Origin of the sequence: Sutcliffiella horikoshii, from assembly GCF_002157855.1 — a bacterium.
In the GTDB taxonomy this organism is placed as follows: domain Bacteria; phylum Bacillota; class Bacilli; order Bacillales; family Bacillaceae_I; genus Sutcliffiella_A; species Sutcliffiella_A horikoshii_C.
This window is the reverse complement of record NZ_CP020880.1, coordinates 4,155,293-4,172,526: the sequence shown is the minus strand read 5'-3', so window position 1 is coordinate 4,172,526 and position 17,234 is coordinate 4,155,293. Positions and strand designations below refer to the sequence as shown.

Annotated in this window: 19 protein-coding genes; 18 read left to right on the top strand and 1 reads right to left on the bottom strand. The window is 41.3% G+C overall.

Going from position 1 to position 17,234, the window contains the following annotated elements; genetic code table 11:
- Positions 1 to 84 precede the first annotated feature (84 nt).
- The 9 genes from B4U37_RS21070 to B4U37_RS21030 all read left to right on the top strand — a co-directional run bounded on the left by B4U37_RS21070 (position 85) and on the right by B4U37_RS21030 (position 9,239).
- Positions 85 to 288, top strand: a complete 204-nt coding sequence (locus B4U37_RS21070; protein WP_010197686.1) for a helix-turn-helix domain-containing protein — start codon at positions 85 to 87, stop codon at positions 286 to 288.
- Positions 289 to 377: 89 nt separating this feature from the next.
- Positions 378 to 1,313 carry an AraC family transcriptional regulator gene (locus B4U37_RS21065; RefSeq protein ID WP_088019920.1) on the top strand — a complete coding sequence of 312 codons (936 nt, stop codon included), beginning with the start codon at positions 378 to 380 and terminating at the stop codon, positions 1,311 to 1,313.
- A 32-nt stretch (positions 1,314 to 1,345) separates the two neighbouring features.
- Positions 1,346 to 1,738 carry a DUF1761 domain-containing protein gene (locus B4U37_RS21060; protein WP_088019918.1) on the top strand — a complete coding sequence of 131 codons (393 nt, stop codon included), beginning with the start codon at positions 1,346 to 1,348 and terminating at the stop codon, positions 1,736 to 1,738.
- 193 nt (positions 1,739 to 1,931) lie between these two features.
- Positions 1,932 to 2,792, top strand: a complete 861-nt coding sequence (locus tag B4U37_RS21055; protein WP_010197683.1) for a MurR/RpiR family transcriptional regulator — start codon at positions 1,932 to 1,934, stop codon at positions 2,790 to 2,792.
- Positions 2,785 to 3,810, top strand: coding sequence for a serine hydrolase domain-containing protein (locus B4U37_RS21050; protein ID WP_088019917.1), 1,026 nt, complete (start codon positions 2,785 to 2,787; stop codon positions 3,808 to 3,810). Before B4U37_RS21055 ends, B4U37_RS21050 begins: the two co-directional genes overlap by 8 nt.
- Before the next feature lie 30 nt (positions 3,811 to 3,840).
- Positions 3,841 to 5,118 (top strand): ABC transporter substrate-binding protein, encoded by a 1,278-nt coding sequence (locus B4U37_RS21045; protein WP_088019915.1) that lies wholly within the window; start codon positions 3,841 to 3,843, stop codon positions 5,116 to 5,118.
- A 191-nt stretch (positions 5,119 to 5,309) separates the two neighbouring features.
- Entirely contained in the window at positions 5,310 to 6,263 is a 954-nt protein-coding gene (locus B4U37_RS21040; protein WP_088019914.1) for a carbohydrate ABC transporter permease, read from the top strand.
- A gap of 10 nt (positions 6,264 to 6,273) precedes the next feature.
- A complete protein-coding gene (locus tag B4U37_RS21035) occupies positions 6,274 to 7,098 on the top strand; it encodes a carbohydrate ABC transporter permease (protein WP_088019912.1) in 825 nt (274 codons plus the stop codon).
- A 98-nt stretch (positions 7,099 to 7,196) separates the two neighbouring features.
- Entirely contained in the window at positions 7,197 to 9,239 is a 2,043-nt protein-coding gene (locus B4U37_RS21030; protein WP_088019911.1) for a catalase, read from the top strand.
- A 52-nt stretch (positions 9,240 to 9,291) separates the two neighbouring features.
- Here the strand turns inward: B4U37_RS21030 and B4U37_RS21025 are convergent, their stop codons facing one another.
- Positions 9,292 to 9,606: a winged helix-turn-helix transcriptional regulator gene (locus B4U37_RS21025; RefSeq protein ID WP_088019910.1), complete on the bottom strand. Its 315-nt coding sequence runs from the start codon at positions 9,604 to 9,606 to the stop codon at positions 9,292 to 9,294.
- Between the two features lie 115 nt (positions 9,607 to 9,721).
- Here B4U37_RS21025 and B4U37_RS21020 point away from each other — a divergent pair, with 115 nt between their 5' ends.
- From B4U37_RS21020 to B4U37_RS20980, 9 genes are all read left to right on the top strand, one after another.
- The gene (locus B4U37_RS21020) at positions 9,722 to 10,213 is read left to right on the top strand and encodes a lactoylglutathione lyase family protein (protein ID WP_063559163.1); all 492 of its coding nucleotides are present in this window, start codon (positions 9,722 to 9,724) and stop codon (positions 10,211 to 10,213) included.
- 18 nt (positions 10,214 to 10,231) lie between these two features.
- On the top strand, positions 10,232 to 11,209 hold the full coding sequence (locus B4U37_RS21015; RefSeq protein WP_088019908.1) for a zinc-binding dehydrogenase: 978 nt from the start codon (positions 10,232 to 10,234) through the stop codon (positions 11,207 to 11,209).
- A gap of 375 nt (positions 11,210 to 11,584) precedes the next feature.
- Positions 11,585 to 12,109: a DUF6773 family protein gene (locus B4U37_RS21010; RefSeq protein ID WP_088019906.1), complete on the top strand. Its 525-nt coding sequence runs from the start codon at positions 11,585 to 11,587 to the stop codon at positions 12,107 to 12,109.
- 5 nt (positions 12,110 to 12,114) lie between these two features.
- Positions 12,115 to 12,309 (top strand): helix-turn-helix transcriptional regulator, encoded by a 195-nt coding sequence (locus tag B4U37_RS21005; protein WP_010197665.1) that lies wholly within the window; start codon positions 12,115 to 12,117, stop codon positions 12,307 to 12,309.
- An 82-nt stretch (positions 12,310 to 12,391) separates the two neighbouring features.
- On the top strand, positions 12,392 to 13,195 hold the full coding sequence (locus B4U37_RS21000; protein WP_088019904.1) for an alpha/beta fold hydrolase: 804 nt from the start codon (positions 12,392 to 12,394) through the stop codon (positions 13,193 to 13,195).
- A gap of 110 nt (positions 13,196 to 13,305) precedes the next feature.
- Positions 13,306 to 14,256, top strand: a complete 951-nt coding sequence (locus B4U37_RS20995) for a heme-dependent oxidative N-demethylase family protein (protein ID WP_088019902.1) — start codon at positions 13,306 to 13,308, stop codon at positions 14,254 to 14,256.
- Positions 14,253 to 14,729: a dimethylamine monooxygenase subunit DmmA family protein gene (locus tag B4U37_RS20990; protein ID WP_088019900.1), complete on the top strand. Its 477-nt coding sequence runs from the start codon at positions 14,253 to 14,255 to the stop codon at positions 14,727 to 14,729. The genes B4U37_RS20995 and B4U37_RS20990 overlap by 4 nt, the downstream gene beginning before the upstream one ends.
- An 18-nt stretch (positions 14,730 to 14,747) precedes the next feature.
- A complete protein-coding gene (locus tag B4U37_RS20985) occupies positions 14,748 to 15,713 on the top strand; it encodes a PDR/VanB family oxidoreductase (RefSeq protein ID WP_088019899.1) in 966 nt (321 codons plus the stop codon).
- Positions 15,714 to 16,043: 330 nt separating this feature from the next.
- Positions 16,044 to 17,225, top strand: a complete 1,182-nt coding sequence (locus B4U37_RS20980) for a ParM/StbA family protein (protein WP_010197651.1) — start codon at positions 16,044 to 16,046, stop codon at positions 17,223 to 17,225.
- Positions 17,226 to 17,234 lie beyond the last annotated feature (9 nt).

Sequence of the window (17,234 nt, the reverse complement as noted above, 5' to 3'; positions counted from 1 at the left end):
CTGTTATTTTAATATTGAAAAATTCTAAATATTTTTATATAATATGTTGTAAGCGTTTTCAATCGTGTTAACAGGAGGGGGATTATGGTGAAACATATCGGAAATCAACTAAAGAATGCAAGAACAAGACAAGAAATAGAAATTGATCAACTTGCCATGCTAACAGGACTGCCGGCAGACACCATTGCTGCAATAGAAGCTGGGACCTTGGATGTGCAGGTATCTACCTTACATAAACTCTCTGAAGTATTAAGATGCTCTTTCGCTGTAGGAGATATGTCCATATAAAAAGATTGGAGAAGGAATCGGATATACATCCGGTTCTTTTATTTATTAGTTATAATAAAAGAAAGAACATCCAAATGAGGAGAAAAACAATGCATACTTCCGAACAAGAAAAACTGATAAATAAAGTCGAGGAATATATAGAAAATAACCTAGAGAGCCCACTTAGCCTTGAAAAGCTAGCCTCCATTTCTACTTACTCTCCCTTTCATTTTCAACGCATTTTTAAAGCCCAGGTAGGTGAAACTCCAGCTAATTATGTGAAACGCCTTAGAATGGAAAAAGCTGCTCATCTATTAATATATGAACATAGCATACCCATTACGCAAATTGCGTTCATGTGTGGCTTTACTTCTCTTTCTTACTTCACCACTTCCTTTCATACATATTTCCAAAGCAGTCCCACTAATTGGAGAGAAGGTGCCTATCTAGAGAGATTTCCACGAGAATATGCTGATAATAGCAAGAAATCTAAACAGCATCGCAATATGGAGCAAGAACAGCAAAACAACAACGGATATAATAAATACCAGTGGCTCGATCTTGAAAAAGTGAAGGTCATGGAATTTCCAGTGTGCACAACTGTGAAGAAGCAAAATGTCGGTCCATACACACAAGGGATACCGGATGTTTGGGAGACTGTGTACCATTGGGCAAAGGCTCGAGATATTATTACGGACAACACGTTCATATTTGGGGTGCCTAAAAGTAATCCATTTATAACTCCGGCACAAATGAGCCGATATGATTGTCACCTAGCTGTGGAAGGGTTGATGGGCGATACTCTAGAGACCTATCAGTTCAAAGGGGGAAAGCATGTAGTCTATGAGTTTGATGAGCCTGTGGATTATGTTGAAAGGAATAAGCTAATAGAGTGCTACTCGGAGCTATACAGTTTTTGGCTTCCTAAAAGCGGATATAAATACTTGGATAACCCAATGGAGCTTATAACCATAAAACCTAAAAAAGGTAGCTTAGGAGTAGACGTTAGCGTGAAGGCTATTGCATTAGCCATTGAGCCGAAATAAAAGTAAAAGCCAAAAAGAGGAGAATAGATAAAATGATGGATTGGTCTGAATTGAATGTTGTTGCAATACTAATAGGTGCTATTCTGTATGCAGTTTATGGAGGAATCTATTACACGATCATGCTCGGAAAAAAGAAAGACACGCCATTTAAACAGACGGAAGGCCCGCTTAAATATGTTGTCTCTATAATGATTGCATTTGTCAGCTCTTCTATAGTAGCATCTTTCGTGCAGGCAGCAGGAGCAGAAGGCATTCTGAGCGGTCTGATAGTAGGTTCATTAATAGGAATAATCATTACTCTAGTCTATTTAAAAAATACATTGTTTGGTCTAGTAACAAAAAAAGCATTCTATATTGCTGTAGGAGACCATCTCATCATTTTTGCATTGCTAGGTATGGTGCATGGTGTCATAAATGGAATGTAAGGTTAAATAAGCACTATGGCGGATTCATTTCCGGTGTAGTGCTTTTTTATTTTGTGTTGCCGACCTTTCACTTGCAATAAGCATTCATAGACCCAAAGTCCTGTGAAACAAAACTACAAAATAGTAATTGATTTATGAAACTTTATTTAATAAAATGAAAAGTAAGAAATATCTGAAAATAGAGGGAACCAATATGAATAAAGAATTAATTTTTATCCAGGAAAGTTTACATACTTTCAAGCCATCAGAGCGAAAAGTAGCAGAATTCATTTTGGAAAAACCTGCAGACGTAATAAACATATCCATTCAAAAGCTTGCAGAAAATACTCAGGTCAGCGAAGCGACCATCATCCGACTATCCCGATCGCTTAGATGCAAGGGGTTTAAGGAACTAAAATTAAAAATTGCCTATGACTTGGCAAAGGCGAAAGCGGAAAAGAATCTAGAAGGTTATGAGGATATTCCAATAGATGACTCGGTGTCTTCGATGATTCACTCTGTTTCTCAAAACAATATTCAGGCAATCCATAACACGGTGGGAGTGTTGGATGAAGCGGAGTTAGAGAAAGCCATTGAGCTAATTTCAAAAGCAAGAATTGTTGCAGTATATGGGATTGGAGCATCCGGCCTTATTGCCATGGACTTTAAACAGAAGCTAACCAGGATAAACCGATGGTGTGAAGCTGCTTATGATAAAGACACCCAGGTAACCATTGCTGCCAATTTATCGGAAACAGATGTTGCATTTGGCATTTCCTATAGCGGTCATACGAAGGATATCATTGAATCGCTCAAAGTAGCAAAAGAAAACGGGGCTTCAGTCATTACACTGACTAGGTCAGGAGAGAATCCTACATCTGCAATTGCAGATGTGAAATTGAACACCACAAGCTTAGAGCGGAATGTAAGAAGTGGTGCAACGAGCTCCAGGATTGCACAGTTGAATGTCATCGATATATTGTTTTTCGGTGTAATGAAACTAGATCAAGAACGGAATATCAAAGCATTGGATAAAACGCGTAAAGCAGTGGAGGCGTCCAAGCGTCATGTATGAAAATTATATTAATAGCTTAATAGAAAACAAGGAGCTGCCGGGAGCGGTCCTTTATGTAACCAAGAAAAAGCAAATACAGTGTTGCAAAGCCGTTGGTAGCTTTATAGGGGCGGATGAGAAGAACTATCCAGTAAAGGAAAATACTTTATTTGATGTTGCCTCCTTGACCAAAGTGGTGGCGACTCTTCCTGCAAGTCTTTTGTTGGTGAGCAAAGGAGATTTGCACCTTGAAAAGCAAGTGCAGCATTATTTGCCTGATTTCAGACATAAAAAAGTGAAGGTGGAGGACCTGCTCACTCACCGCTCCGGATTGCCGCCAGATCTTCCGTATGTGGCAAGGGATGGGCAAAGGGATGTGATGGAGGGAATTTATCAGACGGAGCTTCGGCAGGATCCGGGGATATCCGTTGCTTATAGTGATTTGGGGATGATTCTATTAGGGAAAATCATTGAAAAAATTACTGGTCAGCCACTGGATACCTTTACGAAGGAACATATTTTTACACCCTGGGGATTACAAAATACTGGCTATAACCCCACCTCAAATATGAAAGCGTTTTCTGCTTCGACGGAAAAATTTGGAACTCGCTACATACAAGGAGAAGTTCATGATGAAAAAGCTTTACACCTGGGAGGGGTGAGCGGCAGTGCCGGGTTATTTTCCACTGCCAAAGATATTGCCAAGTTCGCTGAGCACTTTTTATATCCAGAGGAACAGGATGTCATCCCACCAGACCTGATGCGACTGGCAACCCTCCATAAGCAATCCAACCGAGGACTTGGATTTGAAGTATGGAACCGGGAAGGGGACCCGTTGTCATGCGGACAAAATTGGCCAAAAGGTTCATTCGGCCATACAGGGTTTACCGGCACCAGTGTGTGGGTCGACCCACAGAATGAACTAATTGTTGCATTTCTTACCAATGCCGTTCATTACGGCAGGTCTACCAACATACGAACCATCAGGAAAACATTGCACTCGATGATTTACTCCTCCATCCAAGGGGAGAATTCATAAATATTCTTTTTATAACAAGGGGGATTTTCGGTGAAAGGTATAGGGAGAATTTGGTTATTGAGTTTGATGGCGCTAATGCTAATCGTTTCTACAGCTTGCTCCAACGAATCTGGAGGATCAAACAGCGACAACAATGACGAAGACAGCGTTACACTGACTATCGGAAGTTGGAGAACAGAGGATTCAGCAAACTACCAAAAAGTAATTGAGGCATTCAACGAAAAACACCCAGACATCGAAGTGGAATTCAAACCGTCCAAAAATACGGAGTACAACACAATCCTAAACACTTCCCTGCAAGCAGGAGAAGGTCCAGACATCATTCATCTGCGTCCATATGCACCAGGTCTTGAATTGGCAAAAGCAGGCTATGTAGAACCAATTGATGGCTTAAACGGATTAGATACTTTTCCTGATGAAACATTACAGGCATCAAGAGGAGAAGATGGCAAACAATATGGTGTTCCTTTGAACTTAAGTACAACACAAGTATTTTACAATAAAGCTATTTTTAAAGAACATGGGCTTGAAGAGCCAAAAACGTGGGATGAGTTTATTGCCATTAATGAAAAGTTAAAATCTGAAGGTGTTACACCACTTGCGTTCGGAACAAAAGAAGGCTGGTTGTTATCCCTTGCACACGGAATTTTTGGCCCTGCACACTTGGGTGGTAACGAATTTGTAGAAAAAATCTCGAAAGGGGAAACGGATTTTACAAGCCCTGAGTTTGTAAAATCCATTCAAGTAATGGAGGATCTTAAAGAATATTTCCCTAACAACTCAGAAGGACTTGGCATGGAAGATATCCGTACACTTTTCTTCACAGGTCAAGCAGCTATGTTTCCTCTAGGCAGCTGGGAAATCGAAGTGTTGCGTGAAATGAATCCAGACTTAGAACTTGGTTTCTTCCCAATGCCATCAGCAGTTGGTGGAGAGCCTACCCTTACAACATGGGTGGATGGTTCATTCGGAATTAACGCAAACTCCGAGCACAAGGAAGAAGCAAAAAAATTCCTCGAATTCTTAACAACAGAAGAGTTTGGTGAACTTTTCACAACAAACTTTAAAATGATCAGCGCTATCCCAGGCGTTCAATCCGACAATGAATTAGTGAACGAACTTAGCAAAGCAGTAAGCGAATATTCTACACCATACATGATGCTTGTTTACTTTGCAGGTGGGAACCCATCTTCTAAAGTAACCATTGAAACCGAACTTCAAGGAATGTATATCGGTGAACAAGACGTAGACGGGGTCGTGAAAACATTGCAAGAAAACACAGAGGCTTGGTTTGAGCCGTTTCAATAAGTAGTGATAGTTTTAAAGCTGTTGATTGGAGCAAAAGGCGTAGACTCCTGCGGGGGAGTAGCGGCAATGTTGAGACCCCGCAAAGAAGTGAGGAGGCTCAAGGTCGCCCCGCGGAAAGCGAAGCCATTTGCGGAAATCAACAGCGGTGTTCAAGCAAAACAGCACAATAACAAGTAAGGTGGCGGGAGAATATGCAAATCGAAACCAATACACCCATTGTGAAACAAAAGAAAACGAGAAACTGGAAAAGATGGGCGATCCATCTTTTCCCTATTCCCGCCCTGCTTATCTTCAGCATCTTCATCGTATATCCACTAGTAGCGGCCTTATCATACAGCTTTTACGACTGGAATGGCATCACAAGAGGGGCATTTGTAGGGCTGGCAAACTTCATCGACCTCTTCACCCTGCAACCATTCAGTAACATGTTCTGGAATGCAGCCAAAAATAACGTAGTTTATTTTGCCGTGCAGATGGTTGTTCAAAACGGAATAGCTTTCGTATTGGCATTTATCATTTACAAAAGGATCAAAGGGTCGGAATTCTTAAAGATTGCTTATTTCCTACCTCGCTTATTGTCTGTTATCGTAGTAGGTTTCCTTTGGAAGCTCATATTAAATCCAAACTTTGGTGCCCTTAACGTTATCTTAGGGGAGTTTGGCATGGAATCGCTACAGAAAGCATGGCTTGGGGACCCTAAAACGGCACTTATGGCCATCATTTTGGTGAACTGCTGGTTTGGTATCGGATTTGCGATGTTGATATTTCTGGCAGGACTACAATCCATCCCTAAAGAGCTCGTGGAAGCTGCCAAATTGGACGGGGCAAACGGAGCGAATGTGATTACCAAAATCATTCTGCCGTTGATGGTACCTTCGATCATGATTATGACCGTTTTAACATTTATTCAATCCTTTGAGGCATTTGAACTTGTCTATGCTATGCAAGGGTCACAAGGAGAGCCTTATTACTCCACAGACTTATTGGCAGTATTCTTTTATCGTTTAGCATTTGGCGGTTCAGCTGCTGGAGACTCAACAGCAGTCGGACTTGGTTCAGCACTGGCTGTCGTACTATTTTTGTTTATCGCAACATGTACAGCTCTATTACTTAAATACATGCAGAAAAAACAAGTGGAAATGTAGGTGGGGAAAGGTGAAACAGACATTATGGACGAGACCAATTTACTATATCATTGCCTTTGCATTCGCCACAATCAGCTTGTATCCCATTGTATTAATGGTATTGTCATCCTTTAAGCCGAGTGCCGAGATTTTTATGAACCCTCTTTCTTTTCCAAAGAGCTTCAGCTTGGATACGTATAGGAGGTTGTTAGAGGAAGTGCCATTTGGTACATACTTTTTCAATAGTGTGTTTGTCAGTGTCGTTTCTGTGCTTCTCATATTGGTTACCACATCTTTGGCAGCATTCTATATTGCTAGATATACGTTTTGGTGGAATAATATCTTATTCTTCTTTTTCCTGATGGGGATGATGATTCCTATCAAACTTGGGATTGTGCCATTATTTATTTTAATGAAAGACCTTGGATTGTTGAATTCGCTTTGGTCTCTTATTTTTATGTATACAGCAGGAGGGATTCCATTATCCATTCTCATATTGACCGGATTCTTCCGGACGATGCCGGTAGAGCTGGAGGAAGCAGCCAGAATGGATGGGGCGAGTGATCTTAGAATCCTTTGGAGTGTCTTGATTCCTTTAATCAGGCCTGCTTTAGGGACTGTGATGATCATCAATTTCATCTCCTCTTGGAATGATTTCTTCTTCCCTTTAATTTTCATTACCGATGAAATGAAAAAAACGCTTCCAGTCGGCATGCTTTCCCTGTTTGGGGAATATTCCGCGGACTGGGGGACACTTTTTGCTGGATTGACCTTATCCTCCCTTCCAATGATCATCTTATTCTTTGTCGCATCTAAGCAATTTATGGATGGACTGACAGCCGGTGCTGTGAAATAGCTTGACTGATTAGTGGTTTGTTCCTCTTTTTAACAGGGTACGTAAAAAAGGCATGTCCTTTTTTTTACATAATCTAATTTAAGGAGTGGAGCGGCGAATTGAGTAAAAAAGTGAACGAGCAAAGCAAACATGACCAATTAGATCAGTACCGTGTAGAGGATGAAGGGAAGACCTTGACAACCAACCAAGGAGTCAAGGTTTCAGAGGATGAATTCTCCTTAAAAGCGGGCGAACGCGGACCTACCTTGATGGAGGACTTCCATTTCAGAGAAAAGATGACACATTTTGACCATGAGCGCATCCCGGAAAGGATTGTCCATGCAAGGGGATTTGCGGCCCATGGCGAGTTTGAACTATATGAATCCATGGAAAAATATACAAAAGCGAAATTCTTGCAGGACACTTCCGTCAAAACGCCAGTATTTGTGCGATTTTCAACGGTTGCTGGGTCTAGGGGTTCTGCAGAAACTGTTCGTGATGCACGCGGTTTTGCAACGAAATTTTACACAGAAGAGGGGAACTACGATCTTGTTGGTAACAATATTCCGGTGTTTTTCATACAGGATGCGATAAAGTTCCCAGACCTTGTACATGCACTAAAACCTGAACCGCATAATGAAATGCCGCAAGCTGCTTCTGCGCATGATACTTTTTGGGATTTTATCGCAAATAACCAGGAGTCTGCACATATGGTCATGTGGGCGATGTCAGACCGCGCGATTCCTCGTAGCTTGCGCATGATGGAGGGCTTTGGCGTTCATACATTCCGTTTTGTAAATGAAGAAGGAAAAGCCCACTTTGTTAAATTCCACTGGAAGCCGGTGCTTGGCACGCATTCCCTTGTATGGGACGAAGCCCAAAAAATCAACGGAAAAGATCCAGATTTTCATCGTCGCGATCTTTGGGAGTCAATTGAAAATGGCGACTACCCGGAATACGAATTTGGTGTCCAGCTTCTTGCAGAAGAGGATGAGTTTAAGTTCGACTTTGATATTCTTGATCCAACGAAACTTTGGCCGGAAGAAGATGTGCCTGTAAAGATTATTGGAAAATTAACACTGAATCGCAATGTTGACAATGTGTTTGCCGAAACGGAACAGGTGGCATTCCACCCGGGGCATGTCGTACCCGGCATTGATTTTTCCAACGATCCATTATTGCAGGGGCGCTTATTTTCTTACACGGATACCCAGCTTATTCGATTAGGCGGCCCTAATTTCCACGAGCTTCCGATCAACAGGCCGGTATGCCCGTTCCATAACAATCAGCGTGATGGCTACGGCCGTCAAACGATTAATAAGGGACCGGTAAGCTATCATAAGAACTCTTTAGCTTCCAATACCCCAAGACCGGCAAGTGAAGCAGAAGGCGGCTATGTCCATTATCAGGAAAAGGTCGAAGGTAGAAAAGTGAGAACGAGAAGTGAAAGCTTCAAGGATCATTTTTCCCAAGCGACTTTATTTTGGAACAGCATGAGCAAGCCCGAAAAAGACCATATCAAACAGGCATTCAGCTTTGAGCTTGGAAAAGTAAAAAGTGAAGACGTAAGGCAACAGGTGATCAACATGTTTGCCAATGTGAACATGGAGCTTGCGGAAGCTGTAGCGGAAGCTATTGGTGCTGATAAGCCTAGCGGGTCAGGTTCTTCTGTTACAAAATCATCCCCTGCACTCAGCCAGGAAAATACAGTGAAGAAACCTGCCACACGTAAAGTGGGGGTTATCATTTCAAAAGACTTCCAAGGTAAAGAAGTAGCATCCATTCTTGAATCCCTGAAAGGGCAAGGCATGCAGCCGGAACTAATTAGTGCCAAGCTAGGAAAAGTGAAGGGTAGTGGCGGCGTCGAGCTAGACGTGGACCATACGTTCCTTACATGTGATTCAGTCTTGTTTGATGCGCTTTACGTAGTTGGTGGCAAAGAGGTCGACAGGAAGTTTGACCGAGAGACCACCTATTTTGTAGAGGAAGCTTACGATCATTTTAAACCGATTGGCGCTACCCATGACGGCAAGCAGTGGCTGGAGAAACTGGAGGTTTCAGGAGCTCTTGGTGTGGTGCTCACTGATGAAGTGGACCAGTTTGTGTCTGGCTTTGTCGATGCAGTTTCGGGGCATCGTCATTGGGAGAGGGAAGAAATTTAAATTAGTCCTAAACAGGAAAAAAGCAGCCCGAATTGTCTAATTTGGGCTGCTTTTACTGTTCTTCCTCACATTCCCCAGTTCCCCATTTACACAACGACTTCATGGTAGGCTGGAGAGTGAGTGCTTCTTCTGTTAGTTCATATTCTACATGCAACACTTTCCCTGGAAATTCGGTTCTTTTGACCATGCCTAATTGCTCAAGCTCTCGAAGCTGATCAGTTAATACTTTCCGGTTAATTTCCGGAATTTCTCTTTCCAGCTCAGAGAAGCGTTTAGGACCGGTTTCAAGGGCACAATATACTTGCGGTCGCCATTTACCACCTATAACATTCAGCGCACGGTTGACAGGAAATTCGGTAGGTTCCACATAAACAATCCCTTCATCTTTTGCTCAGTTACCTAAAAGTGCGTACTTTTTTATTAATGCATTATATTTTACCATTACATTATTAGCAAATTATTTTATTTTAGGAGGAAGAACAATGAGATATCCAAGAACTTTTTCACATATAGGATTATCTGTTCCAAACTTGGAACAGGCAGTTAAGTTTTATACAGAAGTGATGGGCTGGTATGTCATCATGGAACCCGCTGAAGTAGTGGAGGATGACTCCGCAATTGGTGTGATGTGTACTGATGTTTTCGGAAAAGGGTGGGGCAAATTCCGCATCGCACATCTTGCAACGGGAGATAAAATTGGGATCGAACTATTTGAATTTCCGGAAAATGAAAAGCCGGAAAACAACTTTGAATACTGGAAGACAGGCATTTTCCATTACTGCGTTCAAGACCCAGATGTAGAAGGGCTTGTAGAGAAGATTGTGGAGCATGGCGGCAAACAGCGCATGCCAATCCGCGAATATTACCCTGGAGAAAAGCCATATCGCATGGTCTACTGTGAAGACCCATTCGGTAACTTGGTAGAAATTTATTCGCATTCATACGAACTTACTTACTCAGAAGGTGCTTATTAATTTAGGAGGGGAAGCGTTATGAAAGCATGGTTGTTAAAAGAAGCAGGCAGTCTTGATTATATGGAATGGGGAGAGATTGCAGACCCGAAAGAAGAAAACGGCGAGCTGCTAGTAAGAGTGAAAGCAGTGGCACTGAACCCTGTTGACTATAAAGTGGCTACAAATGGTAACCCGGCATGGAGCTATCCGCATATTGTCGGTGTGGACCTTGCAGGTGAGGTGGTTTCAGTTGGGGAAGGTGTGTCAGGTTTTGTAGCTGGCGACCGCGTAGCCGTTCACACAAACCTTGGCAAAAAGGGTGCGTTTGCAGAACTTGCGGTCGTGGATGCCCGCGCAGCAGGACATATACCTAATGAAGTTTCTTTTGAAGATGCTGCAGCCATTTTGTGTGCCGGAATGACTGCATATGAAGCAGTCGTTCAAAAATTGAATGCTACCCATAAGAAGAATATTCTTATTCATGCAGGTGCCGGTGGGGTTGGAGGTTTTGCGATTCAATTGGCAAAAATGCAGGGGCTGAAAGTATTTACAACTGCATCTAAATCCAACCACGATTGGGTAAAGAATCTCGGAGCGGATGTCGCTATTGATTACAAAGAAGAAAATGTGACAGACCGCATTATGGAAGAAACAAACGGACGAGGAGCTGATTTGATTCTAAACACAGTCGGCCGTGATGTGGCAACAGAAGATTTAGATCGTCTTGCGTTCTCAGGCCATCTGGCGTACATTGCAGGCGGTCCAGACCTTTCCGGGGTCAAACCATTCTCCTTGTCTCCATCGATCCATGAGGTGGCGCTAGGAGCTGCACACGCTAGTGACGAAGATCGCGCAGTAGGGAACCTGGCTTTCATGGCAGAAGAGCTTATGGGTATGGTGAAAGATGGTCGACTAGAATCCCTTGTATCAGAGGTTCTTCCGCGTGAAGAGTTGGTGGAAGGGCTGAAGAAGCTGCAAGGAAGGCATGTAAGAGGGAAGATTATTGTGAAGATGTAAGCTGTAGGTGCTTAAAGTAGGAAGTCGAGATGCTCTTATCTCGGCTTTTTTTTGTTTGCGAAATTTGTCGGATATTAGGTTTCGCCCGATTACTCGTGAAAATCGCCAGTAAATTGAAATTATCGCCCGATTGCAGTCCAGAATCGCCCGTTAACTTTAAAATTCGCCCGTAAAATCTTATTATCGCCCGAAACACCCGTAAAATCGCCCGATAAGTTTTTGAGTGGAAAAGGTCCTCTAAACGCAACTGGAACAAACTCCTCATTACATAAGCAATAAAATATATTTGTCTAAATGACACGTATATATTGCATAAAGTAATATAAAATGTATAATAATAAGTATAATCCATATTTTACAAAGGGGTGCAGGGAAATGAGTTTTTTCGGCGGATCAACAAAGGTGGAAGATGAGCGGATTGTAATGGCTCAGAACAAGATTTATCGTGAAATCTATTATCTAGTGATGGCAGTTTGTCTTATTTCCATAGGATTTAAGTTTTACCAGTACGGCTTTGGTGTTAGCTCCATCAACACAGAGTTAGCAATACTTTTCCTCCAAGGTGTTTACTATACGGCAAGGGGTTCAAGCTTAGGGGTCTTGTCAGATGAGGTAGAAATGCATGACCGGAAAAGCAAGGTGCCGATGAAGTGGAAGACTCTTATATGGGGTGGAGCTTTCGGTGTCATTATAGCAATTTTCTTCGGCTTAAATAGCGCCTTCAATTATGCGGACACGACTGCACAGGCATACTCCTACTTTTTCATGGTGTTCTTTGTTTCTCTAATGATTTATATACCGTTTTTAGTATTGCTATCAGGAAGCACGTTCCTTGCTGCGATGAATCGTAGCAAAAAGGCGGCTGAAAAAGAATTAGATGAAGACGAAATAGAGCGGTGATCAATATGAAAAACTTAAAAATGAAAATGGCGAGAGTGGAAAAGGACTTGTCTCAGGACGAACTGGCCAAGATTGTAGGGGTGTCCAGGCAAACAATCGGTCTCATCGAACTCGGCAAATACAACCCAAGCCTCAGCCTTTGCCTTTCAATATGCAAAGCATTATCCAAAACGTTAGATCAGTTATTCTGGCAAGAATAAGAAAACAGACATATATCAAATGGAGATAATTCCCCCACTATGAAAATATACTTATGTATATCACTTATTAGGGGGGATTTTTTTGCCTAAAATCGAATTAGAAACTAGTGTTGAGCTTTATTATGACGACCATGGAGAGGGGACACCAGTCATCTTTATTCATGGTGTTTGGATGAGCAGAAAATTCTTCAAGGATCAGCTGCCATTTTTCAGCAAGGAACATCGTGCCATCACCATTGATTTAAGGGGACATGGTGACTCTGCACTAGTTACGGAAGGCCACACCATTTCCACGTATGCAAAAGATTTACAAGCATTCATCACGAAGCTGGACCTAAAGGATGTTGTGCTGGTTGGCTGGTCGATGGGGGCGTTCGTAATTTGGGAATACCTTCAGCAAGTTGGTGAGGCGAACGTTAAAGGCACGGTTATAGTGGATGAACTTGCTTCCGATTTCAAGTGGCCAGATTTTCCCATCGGTGCCTTTGATTTGCCTACATTGACCCACTTTATGAGAGAGGTGCAAGATAACAGGGTGGACTTCTTGAGAGGATTTATTCCACTTATGTTTAAAGAGGACGTTGCACCTGAAGAGATGGAGTGGATGCTTGAGGAAACCATGAAACCTATGACAGGTGTGGCAAGCGCCATTCTATTTGACCAATCGGTGGTGGATTACCGTTCAACTTTCCCCTCTTTATCTAAACCAACTTTACTCTGCTTTGGAAAAGTAGAAAAGCTCATCCCAGTTGCAGCGGGGGAACACTTGAAGGAAGCCATAGCTAACAGTGAACTGGTTCTGTTTGAAGAAAGCTGTCATTGTCCATTCCTCGAAGAGACGGAACGATTTAACATCGAAGTATCCAACTTTATAAAATCACTCTAAAAAGGGCCTGGCCACAGTTAATATAACGGGCCAGGCCCTTCGTCTTGATGAACCAGGTCTTTTTCCTTAGAATAAAAGTATGAAATATTCTGAAAAAAGAGGTGAAAGATATGAAGCTGACCGAAGAAATGAAGAGGTTTCCCTATCCTTTTAAAGGGGACACCTACCGTTATACGAATAACTCGACCCTTCTGACACCTCCAAGTAGCATCGACATTACAGAGGGCTATCTAAAAGAAATACAACTAAAAAGAGCCTTATTAACGGAACATCATTCTCGTAGTTTTCAATCATTTCCTTATACAAACAAGGCACAGTGGGAAGTTTTGGAGCTTGTGATGACAGATCTCTCAACCTATTTCCCAAAAAGCTTTTCCTTTAAGAAAGAAGGACAAAATCACGTTTTCATCAATCACCTGCTTCAAGAAGAGTGTGAATTTAAGATGTGGGACGAAACCACTTTGCCATTCGAGCCTCTGGACTTCATCGGTAGGCATGTGCAGGAAGATTTAATCTTGATGTTGCAGCGAGATGGTGATCTTTATCTGGATGCAGGCCAGCTCTGTTTTCCTGCTAATTGGTCACTGGCCTTTAACCATGGCATGAGCTTTAAAAATATTCACTTTCCGATTCCGGGATTTAAGGAAGAGGGGTTGGACGAGCGAATTTTGCAATTTCTATTAAGGCTGGAAGCGGGAAATCCATGGGGAAGGAAAAATTGGTCCCTTATGGCTGGGAATAGAATGGATACTTCCTTAGAAACCTTTGATGTATGGGGAAAAGACAGAAAGAAAGTAACCGTGGATAATGCAGGAGAGTTTGTACATTTGCGGGTAGAGGTTCAAAAGCTCTTTCGTTTGCCACGTACAAATGCCATCTTGTTTACCATACATACACACCTGTTACCTCTAGAAGAACTAATTGAAATCCCTGAATGGAAGAGACAATTCTATCAAATTTTAGTGGAATTACCGTCTCATATTGCAGAGTATAAAGGGATTTCATTATACAAGGATAAAGTTTTGGCGTATATCGAAAAGAAAGAGGATGGTGTTCTGTGAACGATATAAAGAACGGACCGATCTTCCAACCAGGAAAAAAGCACTACGTTCTTTGTGGAGATGAGGAAGGTTTAAATACCCTGAATCCAATTAAGCAAATCTTAACAAACGAGCAGATGTCTTTTGAAGAAATACACCTGATTTTAGAGTGTTCTTCTGAGGTGGACAGAAAGCTTGAGATGCAGAAGATAGGGACTTTTCTTTATGTTGCAGCAGAAAGGAAAAAGCTAAGAAAAGTCCTATCAATGGCTACAAAGCTTGGCTATTCCCCTGAGGAAGCTCAATACATTATTGTAGGAAAGGAAGAAAAGAGAATTTTTTGTTGTAGATGCCATGTCATTTCAAGTGTGTGCGGTGAGAGTATTAAAAGGGGGATTTTGAATTGTCCTGCGTGCAGCTTGAAGCTGGAGTTATCTGATCATTATTCTTCAATAAAAGATGCTTACTTAGGGTATGTTGCAGAGGTTAAATAGGAATGGAGGGAAGATGAGGTGAAACTAGATAATAGGTTACAGGTAGAGATAAATGAAATTGTACAAGAGACAGCAACGATTAAGCGTTTTACTCTCGTTCAAACAAATAAAAGCGCATTACCGGCCTTTAGCCCAGGTTCTCACATAATTTTATTTTTGAACGGTAGGGGAGGGGAGCTGGAACGAAGATATTCATTAGTCGGCGATCCGGATAGAAGAGGTAATTACCAAATTGCAGTCAAACTCCATGAAAAATCCTCTGGAGGTTCATCTTATTTACATAATAAAGCTCAAATAGGAGATATCTTACAAATTAGTTTTCCGAAAAACTATTTTCCTCTTAGTTTTCAGGCCCGACATCATGTTTTCATTGCAGCTGGGATTGGTATTACTCCCTTCCTATCTATGATGCGTGAATGTAAGGAACAGGGTGCTTCATTTGAACTTCATTATTCTACAAAAACTATAGATGACTGTGCTTTCCATTCCTATTTAAAAAAAGAATACCCACAGCACACACAATTTTATTTCACAAAACAAGAAAATCGTATAAACACTACCATTCTATTAGATCAGTATATTGGTACCCATGTATATTTATGTGGTCCAGCAGGGTTTACTTCCTCTTTTTCACGTGCTGCTGCAATTATTGGATATCCTAATGCAAGCATTCATTACGAATATTTTTCAACTCCTACCATGTTTAAACCTCGTTCATTCATTTTAGAGCTCACAAATGGCAGTTTTTTGACTGTTCCTGCCGAAAAATCTACATTGGATGTTTTATTAGAAGCAGGATACCCTGTTCCACATTCCTGTAAAGTTGGCCATTGTGGAACTTGTGAACTTTCCATCTTGGAAGGGGAGGCGGAACATAATGATTCTTTCTTATCAACTAAGCAAAAAGAATCCCAAGCTTGTTTTTTACCATGTGTATCCCGGAGTAAAACGAAAACTTTAAAGGTTGATTACAGTTATAAATAAAAATGGAATTAGGATATTGTGGAAGTTTACATATTCCGTACACAAGTATACGTAATGTATACAAACGTAGACAAATAAGTAAACTTGTATACAAACACGTAAACATGTTGGTATAAAGGGATGTGTACAATAAAAGAATACAAGTAAACGTAAATGTATACGTGTATACATTTGTACACATTAACGTAAACGTTTTTTACACTTTCATTACTTTTCATGAGAATGATTGAATAGTAGAGAAACTTTCTGTACGCTTACTATATACTTACTAGTTTTATTTTCTTCTATAGGAAACAAATAATGTATGGAGGAAAAGAAAGGAAGATGAAAATGAGTTATTCAAGAATTGCAGCAGTCGACGTAGGTAATGATTCTATTAAAGCTATTTTTGGGAAATTGGATTCAGAATTAAACATTCCAAATGTTATTGCTAGAGATATTGAAGATCGCCCAGTAATAGGAATTGAAGAGTTGGACAGCAAGGATCCACTTGATGGTATCCATGTACGCGTTCACTCCCCTGCCCTGATGGACAATAATGCTATCTACCGAATTGGAAATCTTGCAACAAAGAGCAATAATGCAACAGAATTAGATCCAGGTAGCAGCAAATCTGAAGAAGACCAAACTTTAGTAATGTTATTTGCTACTTTAGCTTTGGATGCAGTAAGTGCGCAAAATGAAAAAACATTCCCTCGAAATAAAAATGTAGTAGATGCAAACTACACATTAGGAACAGGTCTTCCACTAAGAGAAGTGAAAGAAGGCAAGGATGCGGGTTACCGTTCCAAACTTCTAGGTTCTGTTCATCAGGTGGAATTCTTAATTACACCTAAATACCAAGGCATCAAAGTTAATATTAAATTTGATGAAATCAAGGTTTATCCAGAGGGCTTCGCAGCTTACATTAACCTTGTATTAGATAACAACGGCAACATCATCAATAAAGACTTGATCGACAAGCGCATCCTTATCCAAGATATCGGCGGTCTTTCCACAGATATCGCTGTCATCAAAAACCGTAATGTGGATGATGACAAAGCACAAGGCTTTAACCTTGGAGTATCTGAAGCACTTGAGCAAATTCGTGAGGAAATTCGTTCTAAACACGGCATCGAGCTTGATAGCAGAAGAGATGTGGTAGAGATCATTACGAAAAAGAATGACCGCAACCACATCATGGTACGTGGTAGTAGAACGAGCGTGCATGATATCACGGACCGCATTCTTTTAGACTTAGCGAAAAAACAATACCGCCTGTTGAGAAATATTTGGCAGAAGAATTCCCAAACGGAGATTTGCTATTTCGTTGGCGGTGGTTCAACTGTCCTTAAAGAATACCTAAAAACACTTAACAACAATCTAGACGGCTACAATATCGACTTCTTTGAAGATGAAAAAGAAAGCATCTGGATGATGGCAAATGCCTACTACAAATTGATTGCTGACTATGTAAAGAAAACAGGCAAGGATAAAGAGTCCAAAGAACAACAAAAACCTGTGAAAGCGTAAATAAGGTGA